The organism is Rhodococcus sp. JG-3, from assembly GCF_000482405.1.
In the GTDB taxonomy this organism is placed as follows: domain Bacteria; phylum Actinomycetota; class Actinomycetes; order Mycobacteriales; family Mycobacteriaceae; genus Rhodococcoides; species Rhodococcoides fascians.
The window spans coordinates 3915501-3938335 of sequence record NZ_KI519398.1 but is presented as its reverse complement, the minus strand read 5'-3'; the positions used below and the strand labels follow the sequence as shown (position 1 = coordinate 3938335).

The 22835-nt window shown below is 65.3% G+C and carries 19 protein-coding genes and 1 pseudogene; 14 read left to right on the top strand and 6 right to left on the bottom strand.

Going from position 1 to position 22835, the window contains the following annotated elements; genetic code table 11:
- Positions 1–77 precede the first annotated feature (77 nt).
- From K414_RS0120025 to proB, 12 genes are all read left to right on the top strand, one after another.
- Positions 78–509 carry an anti-sigma factor gene (locus K414_RS0120025; RefSeq protein ID WP_027497563.1) on the top strand — a complete coding sequence of 144 codons (432 nt, stop codon included), beginning with the start codon at positions 78–80 and terminating at the stop codon, positions 507–509.
- Entirely contained in the window at positions 509–1294 is a 786-nt protein-coding gene (locus K414_RS0120020; RefSeq protein WP_032368200.1) for a SigB/SigF/SigG family RNA polymerase sigma factor, read from the top strand. The genes K414_RS0120025 and K414_RS0120020 overlap by 1 nt, the downstream gene beginning before the upstream one ends.
- Positions 1295–1343: 49 nt before the next feature.
- The gene (locus K414_RS0120015; protein WP_027497561.1) at positions 1344–3344 is read left to right on the top strand and encodes an alpha/beta fold hydrolase; all 2001 of its coding nucleotides are present in this window, start codon (positions 1344–1346) and stop codon (positions 3342–3344) included.
- Between the two features lie 9 nt (positions 3345–3353).
- Entirely contained in the window at positions 3354–6023 is a 2670-nt protein-coding gene (locus tag K414_RS0120010; RefSeq protein WP_027497560.1) for a valine--tRNA ligase, read from the top strand.
- Positions 6024–7454 carry a folylpolyglutamate synthase/dihydrofolate synthase family protein gene (locus tag K414_RS0120005; protein ID WP_051365182.1) on the top strand — a complete coding sequence of 477 codons (1431 nt, stop codon included), beginning with the start codon at positions 6024–6026 and terminating at the stop codon, positions 7452–7454.
- A complete protein-coding gene (locus K414_RS0120000; protein ID WP_027497558.1) occupies positions 7451–7840 on the top strand; it encodes a DUF4233 domain-containing protein in 390 nt (129 codons plus the stop codon). The genes K414_RS0120005 and K414_RS0120000 overlap by 4 nt, the downstream gene beginning before the upstream one ends.
- A 67-nt stretch (positions 7841–7907) precedes the next feature.
- Positions 7908–8327, top strand: coding sequence for a nucleoside-diphosphate kinase (ndk, locus tag K414_RS0119995; RefSeq protein WP_027497557.1), 420 nt, complete (start codon positions 7908–7910; stop codon positions 8325–8327).
- A gap of 487 nt (positions 8328–8814) precedes the next feature.
- Positions 8815–12417: a translation initiation factor IF-2 N-terminal domain-containing protein gene (locus K414_RS0119990; RefSeq protein WP_027497556.1), complete on the top strand. Its 3603-nt coding sequence runs from the start codon at positions 8815–8817 to the stop codon at positions 12415–12417.
- A 233-nt stretch (positions 12418–12650) separates the two neighbouring features.
- Entirely contained in the window at positions 12651–12962 is a 312-nt protein-coding gene (gene rplU, locus K414_RS0119985) for a 50S ribosomal protein L21 (protein ID WP_027497555.1), read from the top strand.
- A gap of 59 nt (positions 12963–13021) precedes the next feature.
- Positions 13022–13285 (top strand): 50S ribosomal protein L27, encoded by a 264-nt coding sequence (rpmA, locus tag K414_RS0119980; RefSeq protein WP_027497554.1) that lies wholly within the window; start codon positions 13022–13024, stop codon positions 13283–13285.
- 171 nt (positions 13286–13456) lie between these two features.
- Positions 13457–14908: a GTPase ObgE gene (obgE, locus tag K414_RS0119975; RefSeq protein ID WP_027497553.1), complete on the top strand. Its 1452-nt coding sequence runs from the start codon at positions 13457–13459 to the stop codon at positions 14906–14908.
- Between the two features lie 11 nt (positions 14909–14919).
- Entirely contained in the window at positions 14920–16050 is a 1131-nt protein-coding gene (gene proB, locus K414_RS0119970; RefSeq protein WP_027497552.1) for a glutamate 5-kinase, read from the top strand.
- Here the strand turns inward: proB and K414_RS0119965 are convergent.
- From K414_RS0119965 to K414_RS0119950, 5 genes and pseudogenes are all read right to left on the bottom strand, one after another.
- A complete protein-coding gene (locus K414_RS0119965; protein ID WP_032368456.1) occupies positions 16023–16841 on the bottom strand; it encodes a Sir2 family NAD-dependent protein deacetylase in 819 nt (272 codons plus the stop codon). The genes proB and K414_RS0119965 overlap by 28 nt on opposite strands.
- 154 nt (positions 16842–16995) lie before the next feature.
- Complete coding sequence (locus K414_RS0119960) at positions 16996–17394, bottom strand: ectoine synthase (protein WP_027497550.1); 399 nt, start codon at positions 17392–17394, stop codon at positions 16996–16998.
- Between the two features lie 38 nt (positions 17395–17432).
- The gene (gene ectB / locus K414_RS0119955; protein ID WP_045841368.1) at positions 17433–18710 is read right to left on the bottom strand and encodes a diaminobutyrate--2-oxoglutarate transaminase; all 1278 of its coding nucleotides are present in this window, start codon (positions 18708–18710) and stop codon (positions 17433–17435) included.
- A 48-nt stretch (positions 18711–18758) separates the two neighbouring features.
- Positions 18759–19259, bottom strand: a pseudogene (gene ectA / locus K414_RS29640) (diaminobutyrate acetyltransferase); the annotation flags it as partial.
- Between the two features lie 198 nt (positions 19260–19457).
- The gene (locus tag K414_RS0119950; RefSeq protein ID WP_027497548.1) at positions 19458–21575 is read right to left on the bottom strand and encodes a RecQ family ATP-dependent DNA helicase; all 2118 of its coding nucleotides are present in this window, start codon (positions 21573–21575) and stop codon (positions 19458–19460) included.
- Between the two features lie 45 nt (positions 21576–21620).
- Here K414_RS0119950 and K414_RS27470 point away from each other — a divergent pair, with 45 nt between their 5' ends.
- Together K414_RS27470 and crcB are read left to right on the top strand one after the other, a co-directional pair.
- Positions 21621–22034, top strand: coding sequence for a CrcB family protein (locus tag K414_RS27470; protein WP_081701633.1), 414 nt, complete (start codon positions 21621–21623; stop codon positions 22032–22034).
- Complete coding sequence (gene crcB / locus K414_RS0119940) at positions 22031–22405, top strand: fluoride efflux transporter CrcB (protein ID WP_027497547.1); 375 nt, start codon at positions 22031–22033, stop codon at positions 22403–22405. The genes K414_RS27470 and crcB overlap by 4 nt, the downstream gene beginning before the upstream one ends.
- 19 nt (positions 22406–22424) lie before the next feature.
- On the opposite strand, the gene K414_RS0119935 is transcribed toward crcB, so the two are convergent.
- Positions 22425–22829, bottom strand: coding sequence for a VOC family protein (locus K414_RS0119935; RefSeq protein WP_027497546.1), 405 nt, complete (start codon positions 22827–22829; stop codon positions 22425–22427).
- Between the last annotated feature and the right edge of the window lie 6 nt (positions 22830–22835).

Sequence of the window (22835 nt, the reverse complement as noted above, 5' to 3'; positions counted from 1 at the left end):
GGGTTGAAAGCTTCCCCGCTGGGTAGTCTTGCTCGGCACACGAGAAACGAACTGCTTGGCGACGATGGGAAGTGCGGATGGCTGGGGTCAGCAAGATCGAAGAACTGGAGCGAGATTCCGGTGCACCGGTCGAGCTGAGGGTGCGCGCCGAAGCCGACCAATTGCCGGTGGTGCGGGCCGTCGCGGAGACTCTCGTGGTGCTCAGTGACTTCACTCTCGACGACATCGCCGACGTGAAACTCGTCGTAGACGAGGTGTGCTCCCAGCTCATCAAAGGTTCGGTCGCCGACGCGGAACTCTCGTGCAGGTTCTCCGTCAACGATGCCGGGATCCGAATCGTCGTGACGTCCACGCTGACTCCGACGTCGGTCCCGAAGCAGGACAGCTTCGGTTGGCACGTATTGCAAACTCTCGCAGACTCCATCGAACTCCGCGCCGACGACGCGATCGACGACGTTGCCGGCCGCACCGTCGCGATCGACGTGGTCAAGCGGAGGAGCAAGGTCTAGTGCCGGTGCCGCAGGAACGAAGCACACGGCGAGAGTCCGACGATTACAGCGACGTGGTCGCACTGATCCAGCAGATGCAGGCGCTGGACGAGAATTCACCGCAGCGTTCCGTGCTGCGTGACCGCATCATCACGCGCTGCCTTCCTCTCGCCGAACACATCGCGCGCCGATTCGGTGGGCGCGGTGAAGCGCACGAGGACCTCTTGCAGGTGTCCAGGCTGGGTCTGGTCAATGCAGTCGACCGGTTCGACATCGAGCGTGGGTCGGATTTCGTCTCGTTCGCCGTCCCCACCATCATGGGCGAAGCACGTCGCTACTTCCGCGACGCCGGCTGGTCGGTACGGGTACCGCGACGCATGAAAGAGCTGAACTCGATGATCTCGCAGGCGGTGGGATCGTTGTCGCAGAAGCTCGGTCGCGCCCCGACCGCGAGCGAAATCGCCGCCGAACTCGGGATCGACGTCAAGGAAGCATCGCAGGCACTGCTTGCCCGCAGCGCGTATCAGACCGTGTCGGTCGATTCGGTGGTGAGCGAGGATCGCCTCCCGCTGATGGACACGCTCGGTGCCGACGACCCGGAACTCGAGAAGATGGAAAGCTACCTCGCTGTGCGGCCCGCACTGGAGAAGCTGCCCGAGCGCGAGCGTCGCATCGTGGTGCTCCGGTTCTTCGGGTCGATGACGCAGACGCAGATCGCCGAGAAGGTCGGAATTTCGCAGATGCACGTATCGCGAATTCTGGCGCGCACGCTCGCTCAGTTGCGTGAGGATCTCGGCGAGGACTGAACCGGGCACAGCCGACGCGGAACGATCTGTTGCCACTACTGTCGTTCGCATGAGTGTCTACGACAACATCGACGAGTACATCGCGGCCCGACGTGTCACGGGGTTGGCGGTGGATCGCAGTGGTTCTCGTGCGGTCGTTGTCGTTGCTGCTCTGAGTGATTCGCGCACCGAGTACCGAACGTCGCTGTGGGAGATCGACGTGGACGGGCGTTCCCCGGCGCGGCGAATCACCCACGGCGAGCTGGGCGAGAGCGCGCCGGTGTTCACCGCGTCCGGGGATCTGATGTTCTCGCGCCGCTCCAGCGAGGAGGATCCGGCACAATTGTGGATACTGCCCGCCGCCGGCGGGGAGGCCCACGTGGTCGAGACCCGGTCGGCGGGAATCGGTGACGTGCGAGCGGCACGGTCCGTCGATCGGTTCGCCGGCTTCTCGCCGGTGTTCGGCTCGTCCACGACAGACGTGGACGACGACGGCCTGCGTACCGAGCGCAAGACGAACAAGGTGGATGCAATCCTGCACACCGGTGTGCCGGTGCGTTTCTGGGATCACGATCTCGGTCCCGCAACCCCGCATCTGTTCGCAGGCGAGACGGAAACCGACCTCGAGTCGGCACCACTGCGTGATCTGACGCGTGACGCGGCAGGCGCTCTGCAGGAAGCGGCCTTCGACATCAGCGCCGACGGCACTTTCGTCGTCTCCACGTGGTCGGTGCCCGGCCCGCTGGCAACCGTCCGCACGATACTGGTGCGCATCGACACCGGTACCGGAGAACGGACCACGATCGTCGACGACGCGGATGCCGATCTGGGTGCACCGGCCATCTCGCCCGACGGCCGTGCCGTCGCGTTCGTCCGTGAATCGATCTCGACTCCCGAACAAGCGCCACGAATGACGTTGCAGCAGTACGAGTTCGGTACGGACTCCGTCACCGATCTCGCTCCGGGCTGGGATCGATGGCCGATCGGTCCGGTCTGGCTGCCGGACGGGTCCGGCGTGTTGGTCACCGCGGACGACGACGGCCGGTCGCCGATCTTCGTGATCGAGGCGGGTGCGGAGCCGCGTCGTCTGACGCATACCGACGACGCGTACACCCACATCCATGTGTCGTCGGACGGAAAGCGCGTAGTCGCTGTGGCCGCCTCGTATCTGGCCGCCCCGCACCCGGTCTCGATCGACCTGTCCGACGGCACGGTGGTCGACCTCGACGCCGGAATCGACAACGGCCCGCTGCCCGGCACGTTGACCGAGATCGAGACCGTCGTCGAGGACGGCAGTCGAGTCCGAGGATGGCTGGCGCTGCCGCACGGTGTGTCGGACGATTCGCCCGCGCCGCTGCTGCTGTGGGTGCACGGCGGCCCACTGGGTTCGTGGAACACGTGGTCCTGGCGGTGGAACCCATGGCTGATGGTGGCGCGAGGGTACGCGGTGCTGCTCCCGGATCCGGCGTTGTCCACCGGCTACGGCCAGAACTTCGTGCAGCGTGGTTGGGGCGCGTGGGGCAGTGCCCCGTTCACCGATCTGATGGCGTTGACCGATGTGGCGGTTGCCCGAACCGATATCGACGACACGCGCACCGCCGCAATGGGTGGCTCGTTCGGCGGGTACATGGCCAACTGGATCGCCGGGCACACCGACCGATTCGACGCCATCGTCACCCACGCCAGTCTGTGGGCACTCGATCAGTTCGGACCGACGACCGACGCACCGTGGTACTGGGCGCGGGAGATGTCCCCCGAGATGGCGGTGGAGAACTCTCCGCACCTGTTCGTCGCGGACATCTCGACGCCGATGCTGGTCATCCACGGTGACAAGGACTATCGCGTGCCGATCGGCGAGGGCCTACGATTGTGGTACGAACTGCTCAGCGAATCGGGACTGCCCGCCGACGACGACGGTCAGACCGAGCACCGATTCCTGTACTTCCCCGGCGAGAACCACTGGATTCTGACGCCTCAACACGCCAAGGTCTGGTACGAGGTGGTACTGGCATTTCTGGCAGGGCATGTCCTGGGCGAGAGCGCGTCGATGCCGCGAATACTGGGCCACTAGAATCGACCGGTGACCAGTTCAGCGCCAGAGACCCCAGACAACCCAGCCGACCGTTTGCCCAAGAGCTGGGACCCCAGCGAGGTAGAGGCCGAGCTGTACCGGGGTTGGGTGGATGCCGGTTATTTCGAGGCCGATGCCACCAGCGACAAGCCGCCGTACTCCATCGTGCTGCCGCCGCCCAACGTCACGGGCAGCCTGCACATGGGCCACGCCCTCGACCACACGTTGATGGACGCGCTGAGTCGGCGCAAGCGCATGCTCGGGTACGAGGTGCTGTGGCTCCCGGGAATGGACCACGCGGGCATCGCCACGCAGTCGGTGGTGGAGAAGCAGCTCGCCGCCGACGGAAAGACCAAGGAAGAGTTCGGTCGCGAACTGTTCATCGACAAGGTGTGGGACTGGAAGCGCGAGTCGGGCGGCACGATCGGCGGCCAGATGCGTCGTATCGGCGACGGTGTCGACTGGAGCCGTGAGCGATTCACCATGGACGACGGCCTGTCCGAGGCCGTGCAGACCATGTTCAAGCGCATGTTCGACGACGGTCTGATCTACCGCGCCGAGCGGCTGGTCAACTGGTCGCCGGTGTTGCAGACGGCCATCTCCGACATCGAGGTGAAGTTCGAGGACGTCGAGGGTGAACTCGTCTCGCTTCGATACGGGTCGCTGGACGACTCCGAACCGCACGTCATCGTGGCCACCACTCGAGTGGAGACGATGCTCGGCGACACTGCTGTGGCGGTGCACCCCGACGACGAGCGCTACCGGGCTCTGGTGGGCACCACCCTCGAGCACCCGTTCACCGGACGAAGAATACCGATCATCGCCGACGACTACGTCGATCCCGAATTCGGTACCGGCGCAGTGAAAATCACTCCGGCGCACGACCCCAACGACTTCGAGATGGGCGTTCGGCACTCACTGCCGATGCCGTCGATCATGGACAAGGCCGGCCGCATCGCCGATACCGGAACACAGTTCGACGGTATGGACCGATTCGAGGCGCGTGTCAAGGTCCGTGAGGCCCTGGCCGAGCAAGGCCGAGTGGTCGCCGAGAAGCGCCCGTACCTGCACAGCGTCGGACACTCCGAGCGCAGCGGTGAGCCGATCGAGCCGCGTCTGTCGCTGCAGTGGTGGGTCAAGGTCGACACCCTGGCCAAGGCGGCCGGTGACGCAGTTCGCAACGGCGACACCGTCATTCATCCCAAGAGTCAAGAGCCGCGCTGGTTCGCCTGGGTCGACAACATGCACGATTGGTGCATCTCGCGTCAGCTGTGGTGGGGCCACCGAATTCCGATCTGGTACGGCCCCGACGGCGAGACGGTGTGCCTGGGACCGGGGGAGACCCCACCCGAGGGGTGGGAGCAGGACCCCGACGTCCTCGACACCTGGTTCTCTTCCGGCCTGTGGCCCTTCTCGACGATGGGCTGGCCGGAGGCCACCCCCGAACTGGAGAAGTTCTATCCGACCGGCGTACTCGTCACCGGCTACGACATTCTGTTCTTCTGGGTCGCCCGGATGATGATGTTCGGCACCTACGTCGGAGCCGACGACGCCATCACCGCAGGAAAGCAGGGCCCACAGGTTCCGTTCCGAGATGTCTTCCTGCACGGACTGATTCGCGATCAGTTCGGTAAGAAGATGTCCAAGTCTCGGGGCAACGGCATCGATCCGCTCGACTGGGTCGACCGCTTCGGCGCGGATGCACTGCGGTTCACGCTGGCCCGCGGTGCCAACCCGGGTGCCGACATGTCCGTCGGCGAGGATCATGCGCAATCCTCGCGCAACTTCGCCAACAAACTGTTCAACGCCACCAAGTTCGCCCTGATGAACGGCGCAGCGCCGGCCGAGCTGCCGTCGCGCGCCACACTCACCGACGCCGACCGTTGGATCCTCGACCGACTCGATCAGGTTCGAGCAGAGGTGGATTCGGCGTTCGATCGCTACGAGTTCAGCAAGGCGTGCGAGGCGCTCTACCACTTCACGTGGGACGAGGTCTGCGACTGGTACCTCGAAATTGCGAAGGTGCAGTTCGCCGACGAGAGCATCGCCGAATCCACCCGTGGAGTCCTGGGCAACGTTCTCGACGCGGTGCTGCGCCTGCTGCACCCGGTCGTCCCGTTCGTGACCGAGACCCTGTGGAAGGTGCTGACCGGGGGAGAGTCCCTGGTGGTCGCCACGTGGCCGACCCCTGCCGCCGATCCGGTCGATCCTGTTGCCGCGCAACGCATCGAGGACATGCAGCGGCTCATCACCGAAATTCGTCGGTTCCGCAGCGATCAGGGGCTCAAGCCCTCGCAGAAGGTCGCCGCTCGCATCGTCGGAGTGGGTGACGCCGACCTGGAGGGCCAGATCTCGGCAGTGACCTCGCTGGCCCGGTTGACCGAGCCGGGTGCGGACTTCGCGGCGACGGCATCGGTGGAGGTGCGTACGAGCAAGGCCACCGTCGTCGTCGAGCTCGACACCTCGGGCACGGTCGATCTGGTCGCCGAACGCGCGCGACTGGTGAAGGATCTCGCCGCTGCGGAGAAGGAGTTGGCCCAGACGACCGGCAAACTGGGCAACGAGGCATTTCTGGCCAAAGCCCCGGATGCGGTGGTGGACAAGATCAGAACTCGTCAGACGATCGCTCGCGAAGAGATCGCGCGCATCGGCGCGCGCCTCGAATCGATGGGAAGCTAAGTGACCGAGCCGGACGACGCCCTGCCGTCACCACCACCGACCCCGGTCGACCTGGCCGAGCTCGCACTCGTCGAGGCCGAGCTCGACAAGCGTTGGCCCGAAACGAAGATCGAGCCGTCCACCGCCCGAATCTCGGCGCTGATGGACCTGCTCGGTTCTCCGCAGAAGGCGTATCCGTCGATCCACGTGGCCGGAACCAACGGCAAGACGTCCGTCACCCGCATGATCGATGCGTTGCTGACCGCTTTCCATCGGCGTACCGGCCGCACCACCAGCCCGCATCTGCAGATGGCTACCGAGCGGATCAGTATCGACGGCCGTCCGGTGTCCCCGCGCACCTACGTGGACACCTACAACGAGATCGCACCGTTCGTCGAGATGATCGATGCACAGTCCGAGGCCGCCGGTGGACCGCGGATGAGCAAGTTCGAGGTCGTCACCGCCATGGCATTCGCGGCCTTCGCCGAGGCACCCGTCGAGGTCGCCGTCATCGAAACCGGGCTGGGCGGCCGCTGGGATGCCACCAACGTGGTCGACGGTGAGATCGCCGTCATCACCCCGATCGGTCTCGACCACGTCGAATTCCTCGGGGACGATCTGTCCACGATCGCGGGGGAGAAGGCCGGCATCATCAAGAAGGCACCGGAACTACTCGTGCCACGGGACACGGTGGCCATCCTCGCCAAGCAGGAACCCGAGGTGTCCGAGGTCCTGCTTAGTGCGGCGGTGCAGGCAGACGCTGCCGTGGCACGGGCCGGATCGGAGTTCACCGTTCTCGGTCGGCAGATAGCCGTGGGCGGACAACAGCTGGAGTTGCAGGGGCTGGGCGGTGTCTACACCGACATCTTCCTGCCGTTGCACGGAGAGCACCAGGCGCACAACGCCTCTCTCGCTCTCGCAGCAGTCGAGGCATTCTTCGGGGCGGGCCCGGACCGTCAACTCGACCAGGACACCGTGCGCGAAGCCTTTGCGACCGTGGTCAATCCCGGTCGTCTCGAGCGAGTACGCAACGCGCCCACGGTGTTTCTCGATGCCGCGCACAACCCGCACGGGGCCGCTGCACTGGCGGCCGCCCTGACCGACGAATTCGACTTCCGCAAACTCGTCGGAGTCGTCAGTGTCATGGCGGACAAGGATGTCGGCGCGATCCTCGAAGCATTGGAACCGGTGTTCGACGACATCGTCGTCACCCACAACGGGTCCGGTCGAGCGATGGATGTCGACGCGTTGGCCGACATAGCCGTGGCCAAGTTCGGCGACGAGCGGGTCGTGGTGGCGTCGACGCTGCCCGATGCGCTCGAGACGGCGATCGGGTTGGCCGAAGAAGTGGCCGAGCCCGGCGAAGCCGTGTCCGGTGCCGGGGTCGTCGTCACCGGCTCGGTGGTGACCGTGGGCGCAGCGCGCACGTTGTTCGGAAAGGATCCCGCGTGAGCGAAGCAGAGTTTCGACCACCGACAACCGACCCGTGGAAGGGGTTTCGCGGTGTGTCGGCGGGCACACTCGTACTGGAAGCGATCGTGACTCTGCTCGCTCTTCCGGTCGTGGCGACTCTCGGCGGCGGCGCAACGTGGTTCTCGACCACCTATATCGTGGCGCTCGCCGTGGTGATGATTCTGGCCGCGGGAAAACAGGGCGAACCCTGGGCGATGAAGCTCAACCTCGCGTTGCAGTTCTTCGTGATGGCCGGGGCCGTGTTCCATCTGTCCATCGGTGCCGTGGGTCTGATCTTCCTTGCCGTGTGGCTGTATCTGCTCTATCTGCGCCGGGACATCACCGAACGCATTCGACGCGGCATGCTGCCCGGGCAACGCGACTGACACCGGACCGGTCGGTTGGGGCCATGCGCCTCGCGACCGGGTGCCGGTGTCCATTACTGTCGTCGACGTGACCGATCGCACCCTAGTACTGATCAAGCCAGACGGAGTTGCCCGGCGTTACGTAGGAGAGATCCTCGGCCGCGTGGAGAAGAAGGGTCTGAGCATCGTCGCCCTCGAGCTCAAGACCGTCTCTCGCGACGTGGCCTCGGCTCACTACGCGGAGCACGAGAGCAAGCCGTTCTTCCCCGACCTTCTCGAGTTCATCACCTCCGGGCCCGTGGTGGCCGCGGTTCTCGAAGGCCCCCGTGCCATCGAAGCCTTCCGTCAGATCGCCGGCGGCACGGATCCGGTTGCCAAAGCAGTTCCCGGCACCATCCGAGGTGACCTGGCCCTCGATGGTCAGCAGAACCTGGTACACGGATCCGATTCGGTGGAATCCGCAGAGCGCGAGATCGCCCTGTGGTTCCCCGACCTGACCGCCTCCTAGAAGCCCGTCGCAGAGCACTTCCGCAGTCACGCCGCACCCGCTCGAAGTCCGATCGGTGCGGCGTGGCTCGTATGGATCATCGCGTGTGGGATACTCGACGGAGATCGACCCCACAGCACTTGTACGTTCACACGCTCCACCTCTGTTCAGCTCCACCGAAGTTCGCTAGAGAAAAAGTGCTCGTGGGATCGATCGGATGACTGTCGTCGACCCGCTGCCCGTCATCGCAGAGTCGCGAACGAGAGACAGGCTCGTTCGCGTTCATGCTTGATGATCAGGCGCTCGGATCGCCGAGACACCACCATCCAGCCAGGCACTGCACACGCCGTCGTCGGCCACCGAGATTCACGAGGTGGCTCAAACGATTTGTGGAGAGCGAGACCGAACAGCTGACGTCCAACCCGACGTGAGTACACAAGGATTGCCCTCGCGTGGCCGCGTCACACCCGATTTCGGATGAACGCGCCCGGGGGCCCGAGGAGACTACGTGGCCGATCAAAGCCCGCCCGAAGATGTACAGAGCACGAACGCAGGAAATCCGGAGGACACCGACGCGGTGTCGTCCGCGAAATCCGACGCGGTTTCCGTGCAACCCGACACCATCGAATTGCCGACCAGGCTGCGTGTGCATGCACTGGCGAAGATTCTGGGTGTGACCAGCAAGCAGTTGCTCGTCACTCTCGGTGAGCTCGGCATCGAAGCCCGCAGCGCGCAGTCGAGTCTGAGCCGAGACGTTGCCGAGTCGGTGCGCGATTCGGTGAACGGGCCGACCGCACCCGTCCTCGATGCCTCCGCAGCGGAGTCGCCGGCACCGGATGCGTCGACAGACCAGCAGCCCGAGCCCGCATCGGTAGAGGTGCCGGCCGAGACGGCTCCCTCGATAGAGGTCCCCGCTGCCGAGGCAACGCTGTTCACCAGCGCGCCCACGGCCGAGCCCGAGGCCGCCCAACCCACGGCCACGACCTTCGCGACGCCGGTGTTCCTGCAGCCGGCAGCGGCAGAGCCAGCAGCAGAATCGGCGGATGCGCCGTCCGAGGCCCCCGCACGGCGTCGACGTAGTCGCAAGGCCGCACCCAAGGACGAGGCACCGTCCGACAACAACGCTGCGTCCGACAACAAGGCCACGGAAAAGCCCGCAACCGGCGAGTCGCCCGTCGCCGAGAACGTCTCGACGGTCGCCTCCGACACCGCCGCGCAGGCCACCGCTGTGTCCGGTGCTCCCGTGTCCGAGTCCGGTGCATCGGATGCGTCGTCCGACGAGTCCGGGGCTTCCTCGGCAGCGGACGGCTCGGGAGACGACGACGACCAGTCTCAGCCCCGTCGCCGTCGGCGCGGTCGCCGCGGTCGTGGGCGTGGACGCGGAGAGCAGTCGTCCGACGACAACTCGACCGACGAGAACTCGACCGACGAGGATTCGGACGACACCGACTCCGAGACGGACAGCAGCACGTCCACCTCTTCGGCAGACGGCGAGTCCACCGGAGCGGACGCAACCGACGATTCCGATGCCGACGAGACCTCCGGCGACGACCAGCCCTCGAGTTCGGGACGGCGTTCACGTCGATCGCGGTCACGCGGCCGCGGGTCCGATCGGCAGAACTCCACGACCGACGCCACCGCCGACGGGTCGGACAACCAGGGCGAGGACAGTGACGACGAGTCCGAGTCCGGCGCTCAGGACAACTTCGGCGACTCCGACAACGGTGATTCCGACAACGGTGATTCGGACGGAGACGGCTCGAGCCGTCGTCGTCGGCGTCGCCGCCGTCGTAAGACCGGAGCCGAGGCCGCTGCGGAAGCAGCTGCCTCGTCCGAGGACGACCCGCCCAACACCGTCGTGCACGAACGCGAGCCGCGCAACAAGAGCCGCGCACCGCGCGACGAGGTGCAGGGCATCTCCGGTTCGACTCGGCTCGAGGCCAAGCGGCAGCGTCGCCGTGACGGCCGCGATGCCGGGCGACGTCGTCCGCCGATCCTCACCGAGTCCGAGTTCCTGGCGCGCCGCGAATCCGTGGACCGCGTCATGGTCGTGCGCGAGAAGGCGACACCGGATCACCCGCTGACCACACAGGTTGCCGTGCTCGAAGACGGCGTGTTGGTCGAGCATTTCGTCACCAGCAGTGCCACCGCGTCGATGGTCGGCAACGTCTACCTGGGCCGCGTTCAGAACGTGCTGCCCAGCATGGAAGCAGCGTTCATCGACATCGGTCGTGGTCGTAACGGTGTGCTGTACGCAGGCGAGGTCAACTGGGACGCCGCCGGTCTCGGCGGAAGCGCGCGCAAGATCGAGCAGGCCCTCAAGCCGGGCGATCAGGTTCTGGTGCAGGTCAGCAAGGACCCGGTGGGCCACAAGGGCGCCCGCTTGACGACTCAGCTGTCGTTGGCCGGACGCTTCCTCGTCTACGTTCCCGGTGGCAGTTCCACCGGAATCAGCCGCAAGCTGCCCGACACCGAGCGCAAGCGACTCAAGGAAATTCTGCGCGACATCGTTCCCCCCGAGGCCGGCGTCATCATCAGGACCGCGGCCGAGGGCGTCAGCGAGGAAGAACTCGCGCGCGACGTGACGCGGCTGCAGGCCCAGTGGGCCAGCATCGAAGAGCGGTCCGCGAACGCCGAAACAGGCAAGGGCGTGCAGCCGCAGACGCTGTACGAAGAGCCCGACATGTTGGTGAAGGTCATTCGCGACCTCTTCAACGAGGACTTCTCGAAGCTCGTCATCGAGGGCGACAAGGCGTGGACGACCACGTCGAACTACGTGGAAACCGTGGCTCCGGACATGATGGAGCGCCTGCAGCGATACGAGGCCAACGGCAGCTCCGTGGACGTGTTCGCAGCTCACCGCATCGACGAACAGCTGGCCAAGGCCCTCGATCGCAAGGTGTGGTTGCCCTCGGGCGGCACGCTGGTGATCGATCGCACCGAGGCGATGACGGTCGTCGACGTCAACACCGGAAAGTTCACCGGCTCCGGCGGCAACCTGGAAGAGACCGTCACCCGCAACAACATCGAGGCGGCCGAGGAAGTCGTTCGGCAGATGCGTCTGCGCGACATCGGCGGCATGATCGTCGTCGACTTCATCGACATGGTGCTGGAATCGAACCGCGATCTGGTGCTACGCCGCCTGACCGAGGCGTTGGGCCGTGATCGGACCCGTCATCAGGTGTCGGAGGTGACCTCGCTCGGTCTGGTGCAGATGACGCGCAAGAAGCTCGGCACGGGGTTGGTCGAGGCCTTCTCCACCACGTGCGAGCACTGCCAGGGTCGCGGAATCATCGTGCATCCGTTCCCGATCGACGCCAAGCCGGACTCCGACGGTGGACGCCCGAGCTCGTCACGTTCGGACTCGAACGGTTCGGGCAACGGCAGCAGGCGTCGACGCGGCAAGGACGCCAAGTCCGATGGAAACGATCGGTCCGACAACACCGAGCGGTCGACGCCGAACGGACAGTCGGGCACGACGGACGGGACCGACCACCCGGTGGTCGACCCGTCGATCAAGCGGGCACACCCCGTGGCTCTGGCGATGGCAGCGCATCACGACGACGTGGTGGCCGATGTCAGCCCCGCGGAGGTCTCGCAGGCATCGTCCGGCTCCGCCGGTGAACAGGACGAGTCGGTCACCGTGGTCTCGGCCGAGGACGTCGCTGTCGCCGCAGCGGCGAACGAGGACGCGGACGCCGCGCAGGCAACCGTGGACAGCGCGCAGGCTCACGAGCCGGCGCCGGCTGCAGAATCCGTCGGCGACGGCGGTTCCGCGGATACCGGGGCGACGCAGTCCTCCGACGACACCCCCGCTCAGCCGGAGCCGGTGGTGGCCACCCCACGACGGGGTCGACGGGTGGCGCGGAAGGCCGCCGCGCCGACCAGTGCTGCGCCGGATGCCGGTGTGCTGATGGTGGTTTCGGCCACGGCAGACGCCGACGATATTGCCGACGCAGGTTCGGTCGGCGGTGACACGGTGGCCGATTCAGCACCGCTGACAGCGGCGGCGGAGCAGCCTGTCGAGCAGGTGGACGTGCCGACCGCACGTCCGCGCAGGAGACGGGCAGCGGCACGTCCGGCAGGCCCGCCGGTGGACATCGATGTGTAGGGGTCGAGGCGGTTTGACCCTGGCCGTCTCTCTGCCGTAACCTTGATAAGTCGCTCCCGGTGACACTGTCTTGTTGTGCCTAGCGGTCCTGCAAGTGGAAACAGTTCTCGAGTGGTTCGGATGCAGTTCGGTCCGAATCGGCCGAATGGGAGCAAGCAAACACGTTTTACCAGACCAGTCGCGGTGCCATGCGCAACGCGAGCAAGTTCGAAAAAGCAAGGGGTAGCCCTCCGATGGCAACGTACGCGATCGTCAAGACCGGCGGAAAGCAGTACAAGGTCGCTGTTGGTGACCTCGTCAAGGTCGAGAAGATCGAGGGAGCGCCCGGCACTGCTGTCTCGCTTGCTCCGGTCCTCGTCGTAGACGGATCCGACCTGACCACAGATGCAGACAAGCTGGCAAAGATCTCGGTCGCCAGTGAGATCGTCGAGCACACCAAGGGCCCGAAGATCCGCATCCACAAGTTCAAGAACAAGACCGGATACCACAAGCGTCAGGGACACAGGCAGAAGCTGACTGTCCTCAAGGTCACCGGCATCAAGTAACCAGGTCTTACCGGACCCGAGTTCTTTTCAGCTGATTCACCCCGAGGAGGGTATGCAACATGGCACATAAGAAGGGTGCATCAAGCTCCCGTAACGGTCGCGACTCGAACGCACAGCGCCTCGGCGTCAAGCGTTTCGGCGGCCAGACCGTCGGCGCAGGCGAGATCCTGGTCCGCCAGCGCGGCACGCACTTCCACCCCGGCGTCAACGTCGGCCGTGGCGGCGACGACACCTTGTTCGCACTCGCTCCCGGCGCAGTCGAATTCGGTGCCAAGCGCGGACGCAAGACCGTGAACATCGTTCCGGTCACTGTAGAGGCCTAGTCCTTCTGCAGCTCGCGCTCACGATGACCGGCACGGCAGGCAACTGCCCGGGTCGGACGTCCACCGCGCACGTTCACAGCTCCCGATAGGGGCGGACCAGGGTCACGAGACCGGTCCGCCCCTATCGCTTTTTTCACCCCGTTTTTCTTCCAGAAAGGATCGAAGACAGCTATGTCACGATTCATCGACCGCGTGGTGCTGCACGTCAGCGCCGGCAAAGGTGGCAACGGCTGCTCTTCGGTTCACCGCGAGAAGTTCAAGCCTCTCGGCGGCCCGGACGGCGGCAACGGCGGTCAGGGTGGCGGAGTCATCTTCGTCGTCGACAGCAACGTCCACACATTGCTCGACTTCCACTTCTCCAGCCATGCGAAGGCCGGCAACGGAACTCAGGGCATGGGCGGAAACCGAGAAGGGGCCAACGGAGAGGACCTGATTCTCAAGGTCCCCGACGGCACCGTCGTGCTCGACAAGAAGGGCAACGTCCTCGCCGACATGATCGGTGAGGGAACGCGTTTCGACGCCGCTCCCGGCGGGCGCGGCGGGCTCGGCAACGCAGCACTGGCGTCCAAGGCTCGTCGAGCGCCCGGTTTCGCTCTGCTCGGCGAAGAGGGCATCGAACGCGAACTCGTCCTCGAACTCAAGTCCGTCGCCGACGTCGGCCTCGTCGGATTCCCGTCGGCCGGTAAGTCCTCGTTGGTTTCGGTTTTTTCCGCAGCGAAGCCGAAGATCGCCGACTACCCGTTCACCACACTGGTGCCCAACCTCGGTGTCGTCTCCAGTGGAGACACCACGTTCACCGTCGCCGACGTCCCCGGACTGATCCCCGGCGCGAGTCAGGGCCGCGGTCTCGGACTGGACTTTCTGCGTCACCTCGAGCGATGCGCTGTGCTCGCACACGTAGTCGATTGCGCGACACTGGATCCGGGCCGTGACCCGATCTCCGACGTCGACGCTCTCGAAGCGGAGCTGGCGGCCTACAAGCCGGCCCTGTCCGGTGATGCCAGCCTCGGTGATCTCGCCGACCGGCCCCGCATCGTCGTACTGAACAAGGCAGACATTCCCGAGGGTGCCGAGCTCGCCGAAATGGTCACCGCGGAATTCGAGTCTCGCGGCTGGCCGGTGTTCACCATCTCCGCAGTGACGCGCGCCGGTCTCAAGCCTCTGACGTTCGCGTTGGCGAAGCTCGTCGAGGATTACCGCACAGCGCACCCGGCACCGGAGCCGCGGCGTCAGGTGCTGCGTCCCGTCGCACGAAACGACGACAGCTTCAAGGTCGTCAAGGATCCGGACATCCCGGACGGCTTCATCGTGCGCGGTACCCGTCCGGAACGGTGGGTGCGCCAGACGCAGTTCACCAATGACGAGGCTGTCGGCTACCTCGCGGACCGCCTCGCGCGGCTCGGCGTCGAGGATGCACTGATCAAGGCGGGCGCTCAGCCGGGCGCGTCGGTCACCATCGGCGACGTGTCCTTCGATTGGGAACCGCAGACCCCGGCCGGTGTCGAGATCACGATGACCGGTCGCGGCACCGATGCTCGACTCGATCAGGTCGAGCGCATCGGTGCCTCCGAGCGCAAGCACGCCCGTCAGGTTCGCCGCGGGCTCGATACCGAACAGGAGTAGACGAGGTGTCGGTGCGTGAATCCGATTCGCCCGCAGAGGCTCTCACCGATACCCGTCGTACGATCGCCGACGCCAAGCGCATCGTGGTCAAGATCGGATCCTCGGCGCTCACCAGCCTCGATGCCGGTCTCGATCTGGCTCGACTGGACCTGTTGGCCGACGCCATCGAGTCGCGGATGCGTAGCGGCACCGACGTGGTCGTCGTCTCGTCGGGCGCGATCGGTGCAGGCATGGCACCACTCGGCCTCACCAGACGCCCGCGTGACCTCGCAACGAAGCAGGCTGCGGCGAGCGTAGGTCAGCTTGCTCTGGTCCACGCCTGGAGTTCGTCGTTCCACCGGTACGGCCGCACGGTCGGGCAGGTGTTGCTGACCGCCGAGGACATCGCGCGGCGAACCAATCACCGTAATGCGCAGCGCACCTTGGATCGGCTACGGTCGCTCGGCGCAGTAGCGATCGTCAACGAGAACGACACCGTGGCCACCGCCGAGATTCGGTTCGGTGACAACGATCGGTTGGCGGCACTCGTGGCACACCTCGTCGGTGCCGACGCGCTGTTCCTGCTCTCGGATGTGGACGGGCTGTACGACGGTGACCCGCGTAAGGGCTCGGCCACGTTGATCCCCGAGGTGACCAGCCCGGAGGATCTGGACGGCGTCGTCGCCGGGTCCGGGGGAGCGCTCGGTACCGGCGGTATGGCCTCCAAACTCTCTGCTGCGCGCCTGGCGGCCGACGCCGGGGTTCCGGTGCTGCTGGCCGCGGCATCCGATGCTGCTCACGCTCTGACGACATCCGCAGTGGGCACCGCCTTCGCGGCGCGCCCGACGCGGTTGTCGGCACGAAAGTTCTGGGTGCGGCATGCGGCCGACGCGGCAGGTGAGCTACACCTCGATGCCGGTGCCGTGCGAGCAGTCGTCGAGCGGCGCAGGTCGTTGTTGTCTGCGGGGATCACGGCCGTGTCCGGTTCTTTTCACGGCGGAGACGTCGTCTCTCTCGTCGATACCGACGGTGTACTGGTGGCCCGTGGGGTCGTCGCCTACGACTCCGGGGAGTTGTCCGGAATGCTCGGGCGGTCCACGGGGGAGTTGGCCGCGGAGCTACAGCGTCCGGTGGTTCACGCGGACGATCTCGTCCGCGCCTGATCGGACGCGTCGGCCAGCGCTGTCGCTGTTTCCGAACAGCCGGTATGCAGTGTGAGAGAGGCGAATTCGTCGCCACGGGTAGAACCCCGATTGACGATGACAACGGGCGTGCCGGTCTTGAACGCGTGTCTGACGAATCGCAGGCCCGACATCACGGTCAGCGAGGACCCCAGCACCAGCAGCGCGTCGCTGCGATCGACGAGGTCGAAGGCCTCGGCGACGCGCGGTTTGGGGACACTCTCGCCGAAATAGACGATGTCGGGTTTGAGTATGCCGGAACAGGATTCGCAATCGACCATCCGAAAATGCGCGGTGGACGAGATGATCGCGTCGGCGTCGGGTGCGATCTCGACGCCCTCGGCCGGAGCAACGGATTCGACGAAGCCGGGGTTGGCTCGATCCAAGCGTCTGGCCAACTCGAACCTCGACACCAACCGCTCGCAGTTCAGGCAGCGCACGCGGGCGTAGACACCGTGGAGATCGATGACGTTGCGGCTGCCGGCCTTGGTGTGCAGCATATCGACGTTCTGGGTGATGATGCCGGTGACGACTCCTGCGCGTTCGAGACGGGTCAGGGCTCGGTGGCCGTCGTTGGGCACTGCCGCGTCCATGTGTCGCCAACCCACGTGATTACGCGCCCAGTAGTGCCTTCTGAACTCGGCATCACCGATGAACTGCTGAAAAGTCATCGGATTGCGCGGTGGTGACTTCGGACCCCGATAGTCCGGAATTCCGGAGTCGGTCGACATGCCGGCACCGGTGAGCACTGCAACAGTTCTTCCGTCCAGCATCGAGAGCAATTGCCGATACGTTTCCGCGGGCGCGGTCGGAGCATTCACCTCGTCCAGGATAGCGAAGAGTCGTGTCACGCATCGACCGACAACGACGACACCGGGCCCGCACCGACGATGCGTCGGTGCGGGCCCGGTGTTGTGACGAAATGCGTTACGCAGGTACCTCGACGAGGGGGTACACGCCGTTTTCGTCGTGCGTCTCGTTGCCGACGACCGGCGGGTTGAACACACACAGCATGCGCATTGTCGTGCGCGGCTCCACGGTGTGACGCTCGTGCCCGTTGAGCAGGTACATCGACCCCGGTCCGAGCTCGTACGTCTGTCCGGTCTCGCGATCGGTCAGCGTTCCTTCACCCTCGATGAGCCACACCGCTTCGACGTGGTTCGCGTAGTGGAAGTTGTTCACCGTTCCGGGCTGGATGGTGGTCTCGTGGAACGAGAAGCCGACCTTGTCACCGCCCAGAATGATTCTCTTGCTGCGCCAGTTGCCGTCCTCGCTCGAGATGTCGCGGTCGGTTCCGGTGATTTCTTCGGTGGTGCGAACGATCATGCGATGTCTCCTTCGATGTCGGTGTGTGCTGGACGCTGCTAGGACAGAACTTTCGCCACTGCACTTTCGATGATGTCCAGGCCGCGGTCGAGCTCGTCGATCGTCGTGGTCAACGGGGGAAGAAGCTTGACGACCTCGTCCTTGGGGCCCGCGGTCTCGACGAGCAGACGCTCGTCGTAGCACAGCTGAGACACCTTGCCGGCCAACTCCGCGTCGTCGAACACCAGAGCCTGGACCATGCCGCGACCGCGAGTCGAGATGCCGTCGAACTTGGCGCACAACTTCATGAACCGATCCTGGATGTGCTCGCCCTTGGCGAGGGTTTCCTTCTCGAACTTGTCGTCGGACCAGTAGTGGTCGATGGCTGCCTTTGCCGTGACGAACGACGGGTTGAAGCCGCGGAAGGTGCCGTTGTGCTCACCCGGTGCCCAGACGTCCAGCTCGGGCTTGAACAGTGTCAGCGCCAGCGGCATGCCGTAGCCGCCGATGGACTTTGACAGGGTGACGATGTCCGGGGTGATGCCGGCTTCCTCGAACGAGAAGAACTGGCCGGTGCGGCCGCAGCCCATCTGCACGTCGTCGACGATCAGCAGAATTTCGCGTCGCGAGCACAGTTCGGCCAACGCGCGCAACCACTCCGGTCGTGCGACGTTGATTCCGCCCTCGCCCTGAATGGTCTCTACGATCACCGCGGCCGGTCGGTTGAATCCACTGCCCGAGTCGTCGAGAACGCGCTCGAACCACTGGAAGTCCTCGGTGACGCCGCCGAAGTAGTTGTCGTACGGCATCGGAGTGGTGTGCACCAATGGAATTCCGGCGCCAGCTCGCTTCATCGAGTTGCCGGTGACCGACAACGCGCCGAGTGTCATGCCGTGGAATGCGTTGGTGAAGTTGATGATCGCCTCGCGCCCGGTGACCTTGCGAGCGAGCTTGAGCGCTGCCTCGACGGTGTTGGTGCCCGTCGGACCGGGGAACTGAACCTTGTAGTCCAAGCCGCGGGGGTCGAGGATGTTCTTCTTGAACGACTCGAGGAACTCACGCTTGGCGACGGTGGACATGTCGAGTCCGTGCGTGATGCCATCGCTGGTGATGTAGTCCACCAACGCGCTCTTGATCATGTCGTTGTTGTGGCCGTAGTTGAGTGCGCCTGCGCCACCGAAGAAATCGAGGTAGTCGTTGCCGTTCTCGTCGGTGATGACCGAGTTCTTCGCTGTGGTGAACACGGCGGGCCACTGGCGACTGTAGCTACGCACGCCGGACTCGACGGTCTCGAATACGTCGGGCTTCTCTGTTGTCACTGTGTTCTTTTCGGTCATGTTCTGCTTGTTCCTTTCGTAATTCCGCGATGCGTCCGGGCCTACGGTGTAGAGCTCTTCTGCTTCGTGGCTATCAGGGAAATCGTTGGGCGCGAACAAATCCGACTTGACGATGTCGGTACCTCGCTTGCGTGCGAGGCTGGTGAAGGTTGCGATGGACGCTTCGTTGTCCGGGCTGATCGTGGTTTCGAGGTGCGTGATGCCCTGTGGCTCGAGGCGGTCGAGCAGCTCCATGAGCATGCGACCGGCAAGTCCCTTGCCGCGCTGGTCCGCATCCACGGCGACCTGCCACACGAACAGCGTTCGAGGGGCGTCCTGGCGGATGTATCCGGTGACGAAACCGACTGCGCGGCCGTCGATGTCGGATACGACGGTGGTGGCCGCGAAATCTCGGCACCACAACACGTACGAGTAGCTGGAGTTCAGATCCAGAACTCGTGAATCTCTTGCGATCTCCCAGAGCCGGACTCCGTCGGAGATCTGTGGCTTACGAAACTTCACTGCGTCCGGCGCAGTGAGCGGGGTACCTCTCAGCAATGCAGGCTTCATAGGAAATACGACCGTAACAAGGAGGCGGGAGCATATCGAGTGCGTCGGAGAATCGACGCCCGAATCGGACATGCTTTGCCTGGTTAACCGCCGATTGTGATGGTGCTCACATATTTCGGGATCGGCTGGCGGTACCCATCTGGCGCGTTTTCAAACTCGCATTCCGAGAAGGCCCTGGTTCGGCGATGCCAATGCGCCCTATTTGGGCGTTGCCAATGCGAAGGGGAGGATCGCATCCGCTCCCGCAGCCTGCAGTGCAGCGGTCGCACACGTGAACGTCCAACCGGTGTCGGTGAGCAGATCGACGAGCAGAATCGGCCCGTCTACGGACGATACGTCCGGAACGTCCCACGAGTCCACCAGGCCGGCAACTCGGAAGGCCGAATTCGCGGCCGATACCGGAGGATGTCCCGGTCTGACCTGCATCACTCCCAGGTTCTCCAGCTTCCCGACGGTTGCCAGGCGCTCGGCTACCGAGCGCACCAGCAGCGGGTGGGTGGGGGAGTCGAGGGCCAGCACGGCGGTCGGACGGTCGGCCCAGTCCCAGTTGGCCAGCACCGAGATGCAGGCCTTCTCCAGCGCGTCGGTGACGGGAGCGTCGGGTGCATCCAGCAGGGCTCGCAAGCGTCCACCCCACCCGAGGTCGGTGAGGCGGCCGAGAACGCGACCCGGTCGGTGCGGGGTGCCGATCTTGCCCGAGAGCGATACACCGAGCTTTTTCATCCCACTGGGCCACTGCTTTCTGGGCTGGAGATCGAGTCCGGGGCGATCGAGCCGGGCCCTCGCAGAGTCGACCGACGTGGCATCGACCGCGGACGAGAGATGCTCGCCCGTGCAGTTGTCGCATCGGCCGCAACGGTCGGACTCGGTGCCGGGTGCGCCGAGATCGGGGTCGTCGAGCTGCCGACGAAGAAATTCCATCCGGCACCCGTCGGTGCTCTGGTAGTCGAGCATCGCCTGCTGCTCACGGTCCCTGGCTTGCTCGAGGCGTTCGTAGCGGCTCGCGTCGTACGTCCACGACTCACCGGTGGCCATCCAACCGCCACGGACGCGTCTGACGGCCCCGTCGACGTCCAGGACCTTGAGCACCATCTCGAGCCTGCTGCGATTGAGCTCGACCAGTGGCTCGAGAGCTTGGGTCGACTGAGCCTTGTCGGTATCGAGTGCCTCGATGACCTGTCGCACGAGATGTTCCCGCGGGAATGCGACGGAGGCGAAATAGCTCCAGATCTGCCGGTCCTCGTGGCCGGGGAGGAGCACGACGTCGGCGCGTTCGGTGGCGCGGCCGGCGCGACCGACCTGCTGGTAATAGGAGATCGGCGAGGACGGTGCCCCCATGTGCACGACGAAGCCGAGGTCGGGTTTGTCGAACCCCATGCCGAGTGCGGAGGTCGCGACGAGCGCCTTGACCCGGTTTGCGAGTAGATCGGCTTCGAGTGATTCGCGTTCGGTGGGGTCGGTCTGGCCGGTGTACGACGCCACGACGTGGCCCTGGTCGGTGAGCAGCGCGGCGAGATCCCTGGCGGCCGACACCGTCAGCGTGTAGATGATTCCCGAGCCCGGCAGGGTCTTCAGGTGATCGCCGAGCCACGCTGCGCGCTCGGTGGCGTTCTCGATCCGCACCACCGACATCCGTAGTGAGTCTCGTGCGAGTCCGCCGCGTAGGACCAGGGTGTCTCCGCCGCCGACCCCGAGTTGGGCGGCGACGTCGTCGACCACCCGGTCGTTCGCGGTCGCGGTGGTGGCCAGCACGGGTATGCCGTCGCGCAGTTCGGCGATGAGGGTTCGGATCCGCCGGTAGTCGGGCCGGAAATCATGTCCCCAATCGGAGACACAGTGGGCCTCGTCGACCACGACCAGGCCGGCGTCACCGGCCAACGACGGCAGCACCTGGTCGCGGAAGTCGGGATTGTTCAGGCGCTCGGGGCTGACCAACAGCACGTCGAGCTCACCCGAGTTCACCTGTTGATGGATCTCGTCCCACTCGGTCATGTTGCCCGAGTTGATGGTCGCCGCCCGCACCCCGGCGCGCTGCGCAGAGGCGACCTGGTTTCGCATCAACGCCAGCAGCGGCGACACGATGACCGTCGGTCCCAGACCCTGGGCGCGCAGTAGTTTCGCGGCGATGAAGTAGACAGCCGACTTACCCCAACCGGTCCGCTGGACCACCAGCGCTCGCCGACGGTGCACGACCAGCGCCTCTATTGCCGTCCACTGGTCCTCGCGCAACACCGCATCGGGGCCGGCGAGCTCACGCAGCAGCCTTTCGGCGTCTTCGCGCAAGTTGCCTGCGGTCGCGTGCGTCGCTGTCGTCATACTGTTCATCGTGCAGCATCGGTACGACAGAGAGCAGAGCCGGCGGTGAGCGACCCAGCATCGCATCGCAACCTCGCGGCGTTGGCAACGGTGTTCGTCGGCGGCGCGGCAGGCACTGCTGCTCGCTACGCGATCGAGGAACGTCTCCCGCACACGACGTCGCAGTGGCCTCTCGCCACCTTCGGAATCAACATCGTCGGTGCGTTCGTGCTGGGGTTGCTGCTCGAGTCGCTGCTGCGCAGTGGTCCCGATACGGGTGGACGGCGTCGGCTCCGGTTGCTCGGCGGTTCGGGGTTCTGTGGCGCGTTCACCACGTACAGCACCTTCGCCCTCGAAACGGTCGAGGGTGTCCGGGGTGGGTTCACCGGACTGGCGTCGGCATACGCCGTCGTCAGTGTGGTGTTGGGAGTTGTGGCGGCCGGAGCCGGAATCATGTTCGCCAACAGAGTGACCCGATGATCGCGGCCCTGGTGATCCTGGCCGGCGCGCTCGGGTCGGTCGCGCGATTCTTCGTCGATGCGGAGGTGAAGTCACGGCTGAGCTCGCGCACGAGCTTCCCGTGGGCAACCGTCGGTATCAACATCTCGGGCTCGTTCTTGCTCGGGTTGCTGGCCGGCTGGGTGATGCTGCGCGCCGGCTCCACCGATGCGCAGGCAGTTCTCGGAACCGGGTTCTGTGGGGGCTACACCACCTTCAGTACCTCGACCGTGGACACCGTGCGGTTACTGCAGCAGGGCCGTCGGGTCGACGCCGCCGTCAACGCGATCGGCACGCTGGTGGCGTCCGTACTCGCGTGCGGTGGCGGTCTGGCGCTCGCCTCGGCTCTGTAGTCGAGGCGGGCGCCACACTTCAGGCTTGGCTGACGCGCACCATGTTTCCGGCCGGGTCACGGAACGCGGCATCGCGGGCACCCCAGGGCTGACTCGTCGGCTCCTGCAGTATCTCGCCCGTACCCGCCGCGCGGATCCGCTCGAACGCGGCGTCGAGGTCGTCGGCGCGGAACAGTAGTCCCGGCAACTCGCCCTTGGCCAGCAGCGCGGCGAGCTGATCGCCCAGTTCCCGAGAACGGCCTGCGTGCGGCTGCGACAGCACGACCTCGATTTCGGGTTGTTCGCTGGTGGACAGCGTGATCCAGCGGTAGCCGTCGTTGGCCACCTCGCTCTTGACCTCGAGTCCGAGAGCGTCCCGGTAGAACGCTACCGAGGCATCGGGGTCGTCGGTGTAGACGTGAACGTGGCTCAGTGAAAGTGTCATGGATGA